The sequence below is a fragment of the Escherichia sp. KTE172 genome (assembly GCF_000408845.1).
GTDB classification, from domain to species: domain Bacteria; phylum Pseudomonadota; class Gammaproteobacteria; order Enterobacterales; family Enterobacteriaceae; genus Escherichia; species Escherichia coli.
Genome location: NZ_KE137316.1, coordinates 646,007 through 659,588, shown reverse-complemented (window position 1 = coordinate 659,588; position 13,582 = coordinate 646,007). Strand labels below are relative to the sequence as shown.

The window sequence follows — 13,582 nt, the reverse complement described above, 5'->3', positions numbered from 1 at the left end:
ATTTCATTGCTACATTCATTCAAACCACCTGTAACAAAAAGCTGCCTTTGACGATCTATTGCTATAAATAAGTGATCTTTTTTCTTTAATTGTTTATTTATTTTATAATAGTTAAGTTTAGCTAATCAGGATGAGCTATTTTTGATAGTTCATCCTGTGGCGTTGCCATTAAACTTATATTGTAAATTGCTTAGATTCAAATGAGATAATAATTTTGTTGATAATATGAGGTGGGAGATGTTTTCTACAAACTTAATACAGAGTGATTATGGTAATTTAAATATTAAAAACCTTGCCTTCGACTCTTTTAAAGAAAGACTGCAGTCTACCATGACAGCACTCACTTTCTTTATATCAACGGGTCAATGTGCCTGCGATGAAATAGCAGAATCAAACTTCAATTATATGATTGCCTATATGTCTAACATTAACTATGATGCCTCAAAGCCAGGAGCGCCAGCACTTAGTTTTGATACATATCTGCAGGACAATGTTAAATATAGAGTGATAATTAATAATCTTTATGGTAGTGAAATTAGGATAAGAGGTATTAATGAGAATTTTGTTGGGATGGATTTTACTTGTGAATTCCGACCAGAAAAAATGACCAATTTGATCAATATAAAAAACAGGTTGGTTATTCACTATTTAAAAACGATATACTATGAACAAAATTATATACATCCTGTTGGGAGCATTTTTGCTGCGATTCAAAAAAATGAGAGTCTCCTAAAGTTTCCTTCGGTAATATCAATACTTAATGTCAATCTTCTTTTTAATCCACTGAATCTTCCGGGAATGGGAAGTGGTGTGCTTGAAGAGATTATGAGTATTTCAGATAGTTCACTTAGAAAACGTCTTGGGTATGAGGTTTTAAGCTTTTCGCTACAGGCACATTCATTGAGTCAGGAATGTATCGATAAGTTAGCCATTTTTTTCGCTGACGATCTGTTTAAATATGAGTCAGTATGCATCGCCGCGATGGAACATTTAAAAAGTAAGGCAACGGCTCCTATACAAAACGGACCGTTGCCAGCATAAGAATTAACGGTGTGCCAGTTCGGCGTCGTCTTCGCTATCCAGAATGGCTTTATCGGTTTGCTTCAGCCACTGGCTGGTCAGCGTGCCAGCGGTCATCGAGCCACTAACGTTTAGCGCCGTACGCCCCATGTCGATAAGCGGTTCAACGGAGATTAACAGCGCCACCAGGGTAACTGGCAGGCCCATCGCAGGCAGCACAATCAGTGCGGCGAAAGTTGCACCACCACCGACACCGGCAACGCCTGCGGAACTAACGGTAACAATACCGACCAGCGTCGCAATCCACATCGGGTCCATCGGGTTAATGCCAACCGTAGGCGCAACCATCACCGCCAGCATCGCCGGATACAAACCGGCACAGCCGTTCTGACCAATGGTTGCACCGAAAGAGGCGGCGAAACTGGCGATGGATTCAGGAACACCCAGACGACGCGTTTGTGCTTCCACATTCAGTGGGATAGACGCAGCACTGGAACGGCTGGTAAAGGCAAACGTCAGTACTGGCCATACCTTACGGAAGTACTTCAGCGGGCTCACGCCATTAATACCCAGCAGAAGGCCATGCACTGCAAACATAATCAGAAGACCGAGGTAGGACGCGACAACGAAACTTCCCAGTTTGATGATGTCTTGCAGGTTAGAACCTGCAACCACTTTGGTCATCAGCGCCAGAACGCCGTAAGGGGTCAACTGCATGACCAGGCGAACCAGCTTCATTACCCAGCTTTGCAGGGTATCGATAGCGGTTAAGACGCGTTCACCTTTCGGCGCATCATCCTTCAGCAGTTTCAGCGCAGCTACACCGAGGAATGCGGCAAAAATTACCACGCTGATAATTGACGTCGGATTGGCTCCGGTCAGATCGGCAAACGGGTTTTTCGGGATAAAGGACAAGACCAGCTGCGGAACGCTCAGGTCAGAGACTTTACCAACATAGTTACTTTCAATGGCGTTCAGACGTGCAGTTTCTGCACCACCCTGAACCAGACCTTCAGCCGTCAAACCAAACAGGTTGGTGACCAGCACACCGACCAGCGCCGCAATCAGCGTGGTAAACAAAAGCGTACCGATGGTCAGAAAACTGATTTTGCCTAACTGAGATGCGTTATGCAGACGGGCAACCGCGCTCAGAATAGAGGCGAAGACTAACGGCATAACGATCATTTGCAGCAGTTGAACATAGCCGTTACCAACAATGTTAAACCACTGTACAGAATCTTTAAGTACCTGGCTGTCAGAACCATAAATGGTATGCAGGGCAAGGCCAAAAACCACACCCATCACCAGACCCACCAGCACTTTTTTCGCCAGACTCCACTGTTTATGGCGGGTCTGAGCCAGCGCAAACAGCAGTACAACGAACACCACGATGTTCGCAATTAATGGAAAGTTCATCCCCGTTCTCCTGATCTTATTATTTCTATCACTGCGTAGCAGTCATAGTGTTGGCGCAAGATTAACAGAACTGTGAGCTGGCTCTTATATTCAAATGGAATTGCTTATTCCAGAAAGGTGATTTTTGCCTTTTTAGTATTCAACCTGATGCTTAATAAGCCGATGAAACTGGATCTGCAAAGTATTGATCATTTGCGATGACCAACGAACAGCGCTGTTTTCGGGTAATGAATGGGGCATCCATACCGACCAGACAAATAATGCCATGCAGATAAAACGTTCCAGTTGGTTGCCCTTTTGGGGAACCAGGATAGGCAAGCGGAAACGCCAGCGGCATGGCCAGAGCAGGGGAACACCGGCGGGTGTCAGCATATCGGCAAGTATGTGGCTCAAATAACCCAGCACCATTCCTTGTAGCGCATCAGCCGGAATGAACCAGCTTTCAGGAACCTTAAGGTAAAAGGTTGCCAGCAGCGCAAATACCGCCAGCAGACTGTGGGTAAAACCACGATGCCCAAAAGCGCGGGCGATCGGTTTTGATATCCACTTTAATCGCTGCCCAAGAAACGACTTTGGGTGATCGATGTCCGGTAACAAACACGTCAGGATTGCGGAAGGGACAATATGCCACCAGTCACCCTGTGCCAGCACGGGCGTCAGCTCGGCATTTTTGGCAAATACCGCACAAGCAATAGAAAAGAGAAGGTGACCTTCCGCCGTCATGATAAAACTCACTAAACTGTCGATACGTACAGTATAGGATTTTTATACAGTGCGCGGAAGTGGTGACGGTGTAACTCTTTCTCTTAAATTGACGATTAATCCGTCAGTTGAATGCAAATTCAGATAAAGAACCAGGGGCAGCGTGATCACTGCCCCTGGTCATTAACCGAGAAGGTCTTTTGCGGTGAGTTCTGTCAGTGATGAGAGTTTGACGTTTGCTAATACAAAACGTGGATCATTTTGCGCTTCTGGCGCAGGAACGACGATGGAACGCATGCGGGCTGCTTTAGAGGCGATCATGCCATTTACTGAATCTTCCAGCGCTACGCAGGTCAGTGGGTCAACGCCCAGTTTTGCTGCGCAGTCGAGATATACTTGCGGATGCGGCTTGCTGTAAGGCAGTTTTTCAGCCGAGGCGAGGGCATCGAAACTGTCGCGTAAGTCAAACATGGTCAACACTTTTTCCAGCATATGTAGTGGTGACGCGGAGGCCAGTCCCACCAATAAACCTTGTTCTTTGCATAACGCAACGGCTTCGCGCACGCCTGGTAATAATGGACGTGTCTCTTCAACCAGTGAAATGGCACGGGCAATAACCCGTTCTACTACTTCCTGACGGCTTGGCCCATTCCACGGTTGCCGGGCGTACCAAAGATCGACCACCATATCGATACGTAAACCTAAGGTGTCCGGCAGCTCGTTACGACGGGAGATATCCACCCCCAGGCTTGCCATCACATCCAGTTCGGCTCGATCCCATAAAGGTTCTGAGTCGATAAGTAATCCATCCATATCAAAAATTGCAGCAAGAATCTGACGCGGGGTTGACATTACAACCTCTCCTTTAGAGCATTATGTGTAAGGTATTAAGCCGTGCTTATGATTAAGCGCCTATCATATCGCCTTTAAAGAATGGGCGAAAACAGATATCTACAGGTAAACTAAGTGAAACGACGCGTCTTAATCAAGGAGAACTCATGACGTATCAACAAGCTGGACGCATTGCTGTTTTGAAAAGGATTTTGGGTTGGGTGATTTTTATACCTGCATTGATCTCTACACTGATTTCTTTGCTGAAATTTATGAATACCCGGCAGGAAAACCAGGAAGGCATTAATGCGGTCATGCTCGACTTTACTCATGTCATGATCGATATGATGCAGGCGAATACGCCTTTTTTGAATCTGTTCTGGTATAACTCCCCGACGCCCAATTTTAATGGTGGCGTGAACGTTATGTTCTGGGTGATTTTCATCCTGATTTTTGTCGGACTGGCGTTGCAGGATTCCGGTGCCCGGATGAGTCGCCAGGCGCGCTTCTTGCGGGAAGGTGTTGAAGATCAACTCATTCTGGAAAAAGCCAAAGGGGAAGAGGGGCTAACGCGTGAACAAATTGAGTCACGTATTGTTGTGCCGCACCATACTATTTTCCTGCAGTTTTTCTCGCTGTATATCCTGCCGGTTATTTGTATTGCTGCAGGTTATGTGTTCTTTTCTCTGCTGGGGTTTATTTAATCAAAAGGCCGCACGGAGCGGCCATTATCCTCAACCCGTATCATGCTGCTAATAATCTATCCAGTGACTGCTGAGCAATAACCAAATGCTGACCGCCAAATAACCTTGCACGATTTAACAGCGTGTAGAGTTGGTAAACCGGTTGACGTTCAAGGAAATCGGCAGGTAGCGGGGATACTGACTGATAGCCGTCATAGATTTGTGGCGGCTGTTCAGTATGCAGCGGTAACATCGCCAGGTCGCACTCTCGGTCACCCCAGTAGCAGGCCGGGTCGAAAATGTACGGGCCATCCGGACCCAGCGCACAGTTGCCGGACCATAAATCGCCGTGCAACAGAGAAGGCTGCGGTTGATGCGAGGCCAGACGCTGCTGAATATGCTCGACGATGGCATCGATATTGCCGAAAGCGATCCCTTTTTCTGCCGCCAGTTCCAGCTGCCAGCCAATCCGTTGTTCAGCAAAAAAAGTTGACCAGCGACGTTGCCAGGTGTTGGGCTGGGGAGTTGTGGAGAGCGCGTTATCGAAATCGAGGCCAAATTGCGGTTGGTCGCTCCATTGATGTAAACGCGCAATTTGCTGACCAAGAATAAATGCGCTATGCGCATCCAGCGGGCGAGGTGGGAGATAGTCCATCACCAGAAAACTGTAGTCACGGTCAGCGCCAACTGCCCAAACCTTAGGCACGGTGACGGTTTTACTACGCGACAGTAACTCCAGTTGGTCGGCTTCGGCGGTAAAACCGGGAAGCAGTTCCCTTTCATCACATTTGACGAAAAAGTCACGTCCTGCATAGCGCAAATGCCATGCGGCATGGACTTCTCCGCCAGGCAGTTCATTACGCAGTTCGATTTCGCCTTCACCTAACTGCTCGCTCAAAAGACGACTGATTGCCTGCCACATGATGTCTCTCCCATGTTGTCTGCCAGATCATAAGGTTAGCGCAAGAATGCGGTGTAAAAACACGAGCTAACGCACACCACAGACTGATTATTGCCCAAAAACCATTTATTTTCTGTTGCTATTCCATTCCTCCCAGGTCGTGATGGTGATTTCAGGATCTTTGCCGGTTGCACTTTGGGTAAGCCCCGAAACCAGTTCTCTAATTTCTTCTTCACTTTGGGTACTGATAAGTCCAAAAGTGTTAGTCCCCAGCTCATGGATATTTCCATCATCATCCGTCATGGTGAGCAAAAAACCGTCGCGAGTCAGGTAATTATTCAACTCGTTAATTTCAGTCAATGTATCCTCGTGCAACATGACGGTTATGACATAACGGACAAGATCGCCACTGGCCATAGTTCACCCCTTTGTTATCACATGACTTTTGAGCATAGTCGGAGAAACGCGTTGCCGACAGGTTGGTGGTGATTCCCCCAATGCAGGGGGAATGTTTCAGTTAGCGGGAAAGGTAAGCGTAAATTTTTTGTGTATCGTCTTGGGAGCACAGGCGTGTTCCCTGATTGAGTGTGGCTGCACTCCCCGCAGCTACGCCAAAACGGACCATCTCTTCAAGAGAGGCATTTTCTGCCAGTTTCAGTGTCATCGCGCCGACCATGCTGTCACCAGCGCCAACGGTGCTCTGGCTTTTCACCGGTGGTGGCACAACCTGAATGCAGTTTTCACTATCAACGCCCAGCGCCCCTTGTGGACCCAGGGAAACGACAACTCGTTTGGCCTTGCCGCTATTAACGATTTCCTGCGCGGCTTTGCGGACATCGTCTGGCTGGGTGAGTTCGCGATTCACTAGCGCACTGAGTTCTTTTTGGTTAGGCTTAACCAACTCGATATTACCAATCGCCAGTGCTGCACTTAACGCTTCGCCAGAACTGTCGACGATGCAGCGAATCCCTTGTTTTTGCGCAGCGGAAATCAGTTGGGTTAATTTTTCCAGCTTCACACCTGGCGGCAGGCTTCCGCTTATGACCAGAATGGCCCCGGATTCAATTTCCAGAACTTGCTCTTCAAGCTGGCGAAACTCATCTTCATTTAATGCCGCGCCTGGCATAACAAAACGATACTGCTCACCGCTTGCTTCCACATGTACGTGTAAATTCTGCCGGGTCCAGTCTTTGGCTTCTACAGTAGCGACGGGGACATTTTCATCTGCCAACAGTGAAACCAGATGTTCGCCGGTCGCACCACCCGCCGGGAAGATCGCTGTGGCACTGCCTCCAAGATGGGCAATGGCGCGGGCGACGTTGATGCCGCCGCCTCCGGGTTCGAATACTGGTGCGGTACAGCGCAGCTTTCCTTCGGGATAAATTTGCGGGGTAATTGTTGCGCTATCGAGAGAGGGCGCAAGTGTCAACGTATAGATACGTACCATCATTTCCTCCTATAGGCTGATTTCAGTCTGGCACCGAATCAGCGGAAAGTGAAGAAATTAACAATATGATTTATTAGAGCTTTATTTAAAATTTTGCAGATAAATATATATAAATAAAAATTTGTTTTCGCCACATGCTTATTCAAAAAATGAAATAAGAATACATTGCTAAGTTATTCGCGCCTTTTTATAATTCGTTACCTTTCCAGGGACGCTAATCTTTGATCCTTAAGAAAGTTTCCGGGACCGCGAAGGTCTCTTTTTTTGTTGTACGGACTCTTGATAAATGAAGCTTTTGAAGACAGTTCCTGCCATCGTTATGTTGGCGGGGGGCATGTTTGCGTCACTGAATGCAGCTGCCGATGATTCCGTTTTTACTGTCATGGACGATCCTGCCAGCGCTAAAAAACCTTTCGAAGGTAATCTGAACGCAGGATATCTTGCACAATCAGGCAATACGAAAAGCTCCTCACTTACGGCTGACACCACCATGACCTGGTATGGACAAACCACTGCCTGGTCGCTGTGGGGGAACGCCAGTAATACTTCTTCTAATGATGAGCGTTCTTCAGAAAAATATGCGGCGGGCGGGCGTAGCCGTTTTAATTTAACTGATTATGACTATTTATTTGGGCAGGCAAGCTGGCTGACAGACCGTTATAACGGCTATCGAGAGCGCGATGTGTTGACCGCGGGTTATGGTCGCCAGTTTTTGAATGGCCCGGTACACAGTTTCCGCTTTGAATTCGGTCCAGGTGTGCGTTACGACAAATATACCGATAATGCCAGTGAAACCCAGCCGCTGGGTTATGCCTCCGGGGCTTATGCATGGCAGTTGACTGACAACGCTAAATTTACGCAGGGTGTTTCCGTCTTTGGCGCGGAAGACACAACGCTGAACTCCGAAAGCGCATTAAATGTTGCTATTAATGAACATTTTGGACTGAAGGTGGCTTACAACGTCACATGGAACTCTGAACCTCCAGAGTCTGCACCGGAACATACCGATCGTCGGACAACCTTATCGCTGGGCTACAGCATGTAAAATTATCTGCCGGACCGTGTTATGCGGTCTGGCTGTCTTCGTTTGTCACTGCTCAGCCCCAAATCATTGCTGCCCAACGTAGCAACAACATAGCGCCACAGATTGCCAGTAGCACCACCACCATCTTCCAGTGTTTTTTATCAAAGCGTTTAGTCGGCATACCAGTGTCCTGCATATCTCTTGTGCGTGATAACGGAGTGTAACAAAAGGGACAGGCATCAAGGGATTTTTTGTTATTACAGCCGTCGGGTGGCGTTGTACACCTGATCACTGTTTTTGCGGTTTATGAAAAAAATAAAATTATGTATCGATATATAAATGTCTGGTTATAAATACGTCTTTAGTTCATCAGCACTAAAACTCAGGCTTTGGCTGATTACGTTTATAGCAGCATAATATGTTTCTACAGTTTTATAATGATTATGATGAATGGCTATATGAACAGCTGACATGTTGTCATGATTTTTAGCGGCCAACAATGTGAATAACTGACATTGACTAAAAGAATATTTTTTTGCAAAAGTACCCAGCGTTGATATATAAGATAACACGACGTCTTTATTACCCTTGCTCATGGCGATGTATAAAGCAGGGGTTCCATGTGCTGTTGCGCCTTTTAATAAATCCATGATGTTAATTTTGCTGAGGTTATATTTAACAGCGATTCCATAAACTTTAGAGAGGAACCGTGTGACACACAAAGGGTGATTATTTTCCATTGCGGCATATAATCCTGGCTCACCATCACGTGTTTTCATTGCTAAAATATCCATCACCATTTTTTTGCTTAAAAGCTCTTGTGTTATTGGAGTGGTTAATGCATTCAGAAAGATATCGATTATTTCATCGAATCCATACAACATGGAGATATAGAGTCCAGGTGTTTCGTTAGCACTTTTAGTTTGCAGTAATTTAACTAGATTATCTTCATGAATGATATGATTATCTACCAGTGACTGAATTTCTTGCATAAATATTTTTACGTTGTCAGTATGTCCGTTCATCATAGCCAGAAATAAAGCAGGTGTACCAACGCTATTCTGCGCAGTTATTATTTCAATGATTTCTTTTTCAGGGAGTATGGGTAACTGTTTGAATAATGTAATAAGCTGTTGAGTCTGGCCTGTGGCCATTATTAACAACATTGCCGATGGATGTATAGGGGCAAATGGCATTCGTGATGCAATACCCGCGAAAATAGCCCCTGGAACTCCCTCAGGTAATAGGGGCAGAAAAGCAATTGCACAGTTGCGAACATACCTATCAGCCCAGGTCTGAGCATCGGGACCTGAACTGATGAACTTATCGAGCGAGAGAAAGCCCCGTGCTGTCCTGTGGGTGCCTCTGACGGCAACGTTGGTATCGTTCGGGTCGTAAACGGACACAACATAATTTAATTGCCCATACGCTGACTGCTTTATTCGTAGCCTTACTGACAAAGTATGATTGTCTATATATAAAATCGCGGACATATGACTGACATTGTTTGCCATCATTCGACAGAAGAAAATATCTAAAGCGAAGCCAAAATCCTTACTCGCGATAACGCGACTCCCTGCAGGAGGATGGCGAAGTAATGATCTGAACTCCGCGTCCCGGACTAAGGGAACATGCTGCTGTATGGATTCAACGGAGGAGTAATGTTTAATCAGATTGACTTTGCCTTTTCCATTTCTCAGTGAATCAAGTGCGTATTGCAATGACAGATGGCGACAAAAAATAGCGTCAGAAGGAGATTGCGAAAAAAATGCACTACCATTGAGATTTACTGTTGGTTGTATAGTTTTTTCTCTATGGATTTTTTTAGACAGTTTCATACAATGGTTACGATTTTCGGCAGTTAACTGTTCCTGTTCAATATAATCCAGTATGCTTCGCAAATGGTTAGCTTTAATAGGCGTGGTTTCCAGTAATAAGGAAATGATTTCTTTTTTATAGTGTAATGTAATGAGTATATTTTCTGCATGGATGGGTGAAGTGGCAAAGTTAATGGTAAAAAGGGCAGTGGAATAACAATTTTGTGATATTTTTCGACAGTTTGCGGTAAATTCCTGAGTAACACAGTATGACAGCATCGAACTTAAGTCAGAGGTATCAAGTAGGGTGATGAGTTGGCGCGCAAATTGATTAATAGGCTCTGATGAAGGCGTTGGTATGTCGCTATCGATGTGCATTCTATGAGGAGACTTATAATGAGTTCTGATAATAATGTCGTTTTGACTCATAATCTATTCGCCTTATATATGTCTGGAGGTTTTGAGGATGATGATTAATTATTATCGCCAGAACGAAATGTGCACGAAAAATTGCTATAAGAATTGTGTCACTTTTATCATTGTGATATGACCACTTCGTCATTAATCTTATGATCGTTTAAATAGTACCGCCAAATCACGCAACGAACTTTGCTGGATTCAGTTTATGCTGCTGCAAATCCGCTCGCAGTAAACCTTTCAGACGCTCCGTGATGTTATCAGTGGTTCTTTAAGCGTTTTGCTGGTGTACTCACTACAAACGAATTGCGAATCGAATCAATGTGAAACGGAAAGGTACAATCTCCCTTTTTTTAGTGTTAACATCGTTCAACCGGGTGGAAGGTGAGAGGTTAATGTCTTTCATTTGTGTACCTGATTGCGAACCAATTTAGCATTTGTTGGCTAGATGGTTTCGCAATGAACTGTTAATAAACAAATTTTTCTTTGTATGTGATCTTTCGTGTGGGTCACCACTGCAAATAAGGATATAAAATGCCTGTTATAACTCTTCCTGATGGCAGCCAACGCCATTACGACCACGCTGTAAGCCCCATGGATGTTGCGCTGGACATTGGTCCAGGTCTGGCGAAAGCCTGTATCGCAGGGCGCGTTAATGGCGAACTGGTTGATGCTTGCGATCTGATTGAAAACGACGCACAACTGTCGATCATTACCGCCAAAGACGAAGAAGGTCTGGAGATCATTCGTCACTCCTGTGCGCACCTGTTAGGGCACGCGATTAAACAACTTTGGCCGCATACCAAAATGGCAATCGGCCCGGTTATTGACAACGGTTTTTATTACGACGTTGATCTTGACCGCACGTTAACCCAGGAAGATGTCGAAGCACTCGAGAAGCGGATGCATGAGCTTGCTGAGAAAAACTACGACGTCATTAAGAAGAAAGTCAGCTGGCACGAAGCGCGTGAAACTTTCGCCAACCGTGGGGAGAGCTACAAAGTCTCCATTCTTGACGAAAACATCGCCCATGATGACAAGCCAGGTCTGTACTTCCATGAAGAATATGTCGATATGTGCCGCGGTCCGCACGTACCGAACATGCGTTTCTGCCATCATTTCAAACTAATGAAAACGGCAGGGGCTTACTGGCGTGGCGACAGCAACAACAAAATGTTGCAACGTATTTACGGTACGGCGTGGGCAGACAAAAAAGCGCTTAACGCTTACCTGCAGCGCCTGGAAGAAGCCGCGAAACGCGACCACCGTAAAATCGGTAAACAGCTCGACCTGTACCATATGCAGGAAGAAGCACCGGGTATGGTCTTCTGGCACAACGATGGCTGGACCATCTTCCGTGAACTGGAAGTGTTTGTTCGTTCTAAACTGAAAGAGTACCAGTATCAGGAAGTTAAAGGTCCGTTCATGATGGACCGTGTTCTGTGGGAAAAAACCGGTCACTGGGACAACTACAAAGATGCAATGTTCACCACGTCTTCTGAGAACCGTGAATACTGCATTAAGCCGATGAACTGCCCGGGTCACGTACAAATTTTCAACCAGGGGCTGAAGTCTTATCGCGATCTGCCGCTGCGTATGGCCGAGTTTGGTAGCTGCCACCGTAACGAGCCGTCAGGTTCGCTGCATGGCCTGATGCGTGTACGTGGTTTTACCCAGGATGACGCGCATATCTTCTGTACTGAAGAACAAATTCGCGATGAAGTTAACGGATGTATCCGTTTAGTCTATGATATGTACAGCACTTTTGGCTTCGAGAAGATCGTCGTCAAACTCTCCACTCGTCCTGAAAAACGTATTGGCAGCGACGAAATGTGGGATCGTGCTGAGGCGGACCTGGCGGTTGCGCTGGAAGAAAACAACATCCCGTTTGAATATCAACTGGGTGAAGGCGCTTTCTACGGTCCGAAAATTGAATTTACCCTGTATGACTGCCTCGATCGTGCATGGCAGTGCGGTACAGTACAGCTGGACTTCTCCTTGCCGTCTCGTCTGAGCGCCTCCTATGTGGGCGAAGACAACGAGCGTAAGGTACCGGTTATGATTCACCGCGCAATTCTGGGGTCGATGGAACGTTTCATCGGTATCCTGACCGAAGAATTCGCTGGTTTCTTCCCGACCTGGCTTGCGCCGGTTCAGGTTGTTATCATGAATATTACCGATTCACAGTCTGAATACGTTAACGAATTGACGCAAAAACTATCAAATGCGGGCATTCGTGTTAAAGCAGACTTGAGAAATGAGAAGATTGGCTTTAAAATCCGCGAGCACACTTTGCGTCGCGTCCCGTATATGCTGGTCTGTGGTGATAAAGAGGTGGAATCAGGCAAAGTTGCCGTTCGCACCCGCCGTGGTAAAGACCTGGGAAGCATGGACGTAAATGAAGTGATCGAGAAGCTGCAACAAGAGATTCGCAGCCGCAGTCTTAAACAATTGGAGGAATAAGGTATTAAAGGCGGAAAACGAGTTCAAACGGCGCGCCCTAACCGTATCAATGGCGAAATTCGCGCCCAGGAAGTTCGCTTAACAGGTCTGGAAGGCGAGCAGCTTGGTATTGTGAGTCTGAGAGAAGCTCTGGAGAAAGCAGAAGAAGCCGGAGTAGACTTAGTCGAGATCAGCCCTAACGCCGAGCCGCCGGTTTGTCGTATAATGGATTACGGCAAATTCCTCTATGAAAAGAGCAAGTCTTCTAAGGAACAGAAGAAAAAGCAAAAAGTTATCCAGGTTAAGGAAATTAAATTCCGTCCTGGTACAGATGAAGGCGACTATCAGGTAAAACTCCGCAGCCTGATTCGCTTTCTCGAAGAGGGTGATAAAGCCAAAATCACGCTGCGTTTCCGTGGTCGTGAGATGGCGCACCAGCAAATCGGTATGGAAGTGCTTAATCGCGTGAAAGACGATTTGCAAGAACTGGCAGTGGTCGAATCCTTCCCAACGAAGATCGAAGGCCGCCAGATGATCATGGTGCTCGCTCCTAAGAAGAAACAGTAAGGCCTTCAAGTAGCACTGTCTGTGGAGCCTTTGGGCTTCACAGGCATTGTTCGCCTTTGTTTCGTTTATTAACAATGCGAAGTGGAAGTTATTAAAATGCCAAAAATTAAGACCGTACGCGGTGCTGCTAAGCGCTTCAAAAAAACCGGTAAAGGTGGTTTTAAGCACAAGCACGCTAACCTGCGTCACATTCTGACCAAAAAAGCGACCAAACGTAAACGTCACCTGCGTCCGAAAGCCATGGTTTCCAAAGGCGATCTGGGCCTGGTAATCGCGTGCCTGCCGTACGCATAAGCCGTTAACGTTTTTAACTTT

At 46.2% G+C, this 13,582-nt stretch carries 14 protein-coding genes; 6 read left to right on the top strand and 8 right to left on the bottom strand.

Annotated elements, in window-relative coordinates; genetic code table 11:
- The first annotated feature begins 237 nt into the window (after positions 1–237).
- On the top strand, positions 238–1,041 hold the full coding sequence (locus G434_RS20450) for a hypothetical protein (protein WP_001376887.1): 804 nt from the start codon (positions 238–240) through the stop codon (positions 1,039–1,041).
- Between the two features lie 3 nt (positions 1,042–1,044).
- Here G434_RS20450 and tcyP read toward each other — a convergent pair whose 3' ends face one another.
- The 3 genes from tcyP to hxpB all read right to left on the bottom strand — a co-directional run bounded on the left by tcyP (position 1,045) and on the right by hxpB (position 3,990).
- Positions 1,045–2,436 carry a cystine/sulfocysteine:cation symporter gene (gene tcyP, locus G434_RS20455; protein ID WP_001010716.1) on the bottom strand — a complete coding sequence of 464 codons (1,392 nt, stop codon included), beginning with the start codon at positions 2,434–2,436 and terminating at the stop codon, positions 1,045–1,047.
- Between the two features lie 132 nt (positions 2,437–2,568).
- Complete coding sequence (locus G434_RS20460) at positions 2,569–3,159, bottom strand: metal-dependent hydrolase (RefSeq protein WP_001295408.1); 591 nt, start codon at positions 3,157–3,159, stop codon at positions 2,569–2,571.
- Positions 3,160–3,321: 162 nt separating this feature from the next.
- The gene (gene hxpB, locus G434_RS20465; RefSeq protein WP_000106834.1) at positions 3,322–3,990 is read right to left on the bottom strand and encodes a hexitol phosphatase HxpB; all 669 of its coding nucleotides are present in this window, start codon (positions 3,988–3,990) and stop codon (positions 3,322–3,324) included.
- Between the two features lie 146 nt (positions 3,991–4,136).
- Between hxpB and G434_RS20470 the strand changes: the two genes are divergently transcribed.
- Complete coding sequence (locus G434_RS20470) at positions 4,137–4,673, top strand: YniB family protein (RefSeq protein ID WP_000222172.1); 537 nt, start codon at positions 4,137–4,139, stop codon at positions 4,671–4,673.
- A gap of 40 nt (positions 4,674–4,713) precedes the next feature.
- Here the strand turns inward: G434_RS20470 and G434_RS20475 are convergent, their stop codons facing one another.
- The 3 genes from G434_RS20475 to pfkB all read right to left on the bottom strand — a co-directional run bounded on the left by G434_RS20475 (position 4,714) and on the right by pfkB (position 7,000).
- A complete protein-coding gene (locus tag G434_RS20475; RefSeq protein ID WP_000267670.1) occupies positions 4,714–5,574 on the bottom strand; it encodes a fructosamine kinase family protein in 861 nt (286 codons plus the stop codon).
- A 105-nt stretch (positions 5,575–5,679) separates the two neighbouring features.
- A complete protein-coding gene (ghoS, locus tag G434_RS20480) occupies positions 5,680–5,970 on the bottom strand; it encodes a type V toxin-antitoxin system endoribonuclease antitoxin GhoS (RefSeq protein WP_000146149.1) in 291 nt (96 codons plus the stop codon).
- A gap of 100 nt (positions 5,971–6,070) precedes the next feature.
- Complete coding sequence (gene pfkB / locus G434_RS20485; RefSeq protein WP_000251728.1) at positions 6,071–7,000, bottom strand: 6-phosphofructokinase II; 930 nt, start codon at positions 6,998–7,000, stop codon at positions 6,071–6,073.
- A 286-nt stretch (positions 7,001–7,286) separates the two neighbouring features.
- Between pfkB and G434_RS20490 the strand changes: the two genes are divergently transcribed.
- On the top strand, positions 7,287–8,045 hold the full coding sequence (locus G434_RS20490; RefSeq protein WP_000771396.1) for a DUF481 domain-containing protein: 759 nt from the start codon (positions 7,287–7,289) through the stop codon (positions 8,043–8,045).
- Positions 8,046–8,097: 52 nt separating this feature from the next.
- Here the strand turns inward: G434_RS20490 and yniD are convergent, their stop codons facing one another.
- A complete protein-coding gene (gene yniD / locus G434_RS20495; RefSeq protein WP_001142445.1) occupies positions 8,098–8,205 on the bottom strand; it encodes a small membrane protein YniD in 108 nt (35 codons plus the stop codon).
- 166 nt (positions 8,206–8,371) lie between these two features.
- Positions 8,372–10,270: a type III secretion system effector EspL1 gene (espL1, locus tag G434_RS20500; RefSeq protein ID WP_000081143.1), complete on the bottom strand. Its 1,899-nt coding sequence runs from the start codon at positions 10,268–10,270 to the stop codon at positions 8,372–8,374.
- Between the two features lie 522 nt (positions 10,271–10,792).
- On the opposite strand from espL1, the gene thrS reads away from it, so the two are divergent.
- The 3 genes from thrS to rpmI all read left to right on the top strand — a co-directional run bounded on the left by thrS (position 10,793) and on the right by rpmI (position 13,561).
- Positions 10,793–12,721 (top strand): threonine--tRNA ligase, encoded by a 1,929-nt coding sequence (thrS, locus tag G434_RS20505; protein WP_001144202.1) that lies wholly within the window; start codon positions 10,793–10,795, stop codon positions 12,719–12,721.
- 3 nt (positions 12,722–12,724) lie between these two features.
- Positions 12,725–13,267: a translation initiation factor IF-3 gene (gene infC / locus G434_RS0124815; protein ID WP_001700733.1), complete on the top strand. Its 543-nt coding sequence runs from the start codon at positions 12,725–12,727 to the stop codon at positions 13,265–13,267.
- Positions 13,268–13,363: 96 nt separating this feature from the next.
- Positions 13,364–13,561: a 50S ribosomal protein L35 gene (gene rpmI, locus G434_RS20510; RefSeq protein WP_001124225.1), complete on the top strand. Its 198-nt coding sequence runs from the start codon at positions 13,364–13,366 to the stop codon at positions 13,559–13,561.
- Positions 13,562–13,582: the final 21 nt, after the last annotated feature.

Excerpts from the sequence above, each read along its gene's own strand:
- G434_RS20490 (WP_000771396.1), top strand. The coding sequence starts at position 7,287 with ATGAAGCTTTTGAAGACAGTTCCTGCCATCGTTATGTTGGCGGGGGGC.
- G434_RS20450 (WP_001376887.1), top strand. The coding sequence starts at position 238 with ATGTTTTCTACAAACTTAATACAGAGTGATTATGGTAATTTAAATATT.
- tcyP (WP_001010716.1), bottom strand. The coding sequence starts at position 2,436 with ATGAACTTTCCATTAATTGCGAACATCGTGGTGTTCGTTGTACTGCTG.
- ghoS (WP_000146149.1), bottom strand. The coding sequence starts at position 5,970 with ATGGCCAGTGGCGATCTTGTCCGTTATGTCATAACCGTCATGTTGCAC.
- G434_RS20470 (WP_000222172.1), top strand. The coding sequence starts at position 4,137 with ATGACGTATCAACAAGCTGGACGCATTGCTGTTTTGAAAAGGATTTTG.
- hxpB (WP_000106834.1), bottom strand. The coding sequence starts at position 3,990 with ATGTCAACCCCGCGTCAGATTCTTGCTGCAATTTTTGATATGGATGGA.
- thrS (WP_001144202.1), top strand. The coding sequence starts at position 10,793 with ATGCCTGTTATAACTCTTCCTGATGGCAGCCAACGCCATTACGACCAC.
- rpmI (WP_001124225.1), top strand. The coding sequence starts at position 13,364 with ATGCCAAAAATTAAGACCGTACGCGGTGCTGCTAAGCGCTTCAAAAAA.
- yniD (WP_001142445.1), bottom strand. The coding sequence starts at position 8,205 with ATGCCGACTAAACGCTTTGATAAAAAACACTGGAAGATGGTGGTGGTG.
- espL1 (WP_000081143.1), bottom strand. The coding sequence starts at position 10,270 with ATGAGTCAAAACGACATTATTATCAGAACTCATTATAAGTCTCCTCAT.
- pfkB (WP_000251728.1), bottom strand. The coding sequence starts at position 7,000 with ATGGTACGTATCTATACGTTGACACTTGCGCCCTCTCTCGATAGCGCA.
- G434_RS20475 (WP_000267670.1), bottom strand. The coding sequence starts at position 5,574 with ATGTGGCAGGCAATCAGTCGTCTTTTGAGCGAGCAGTTAGGTGAAGGC.
- G434_RS20460 (WP_001295408.1), bottom strand. The coding sequence starts at position 3,159 with ATGACGGCGGAAGGTCACCTTCTCTTTTCTATTGCTTGTGCGGTATTT.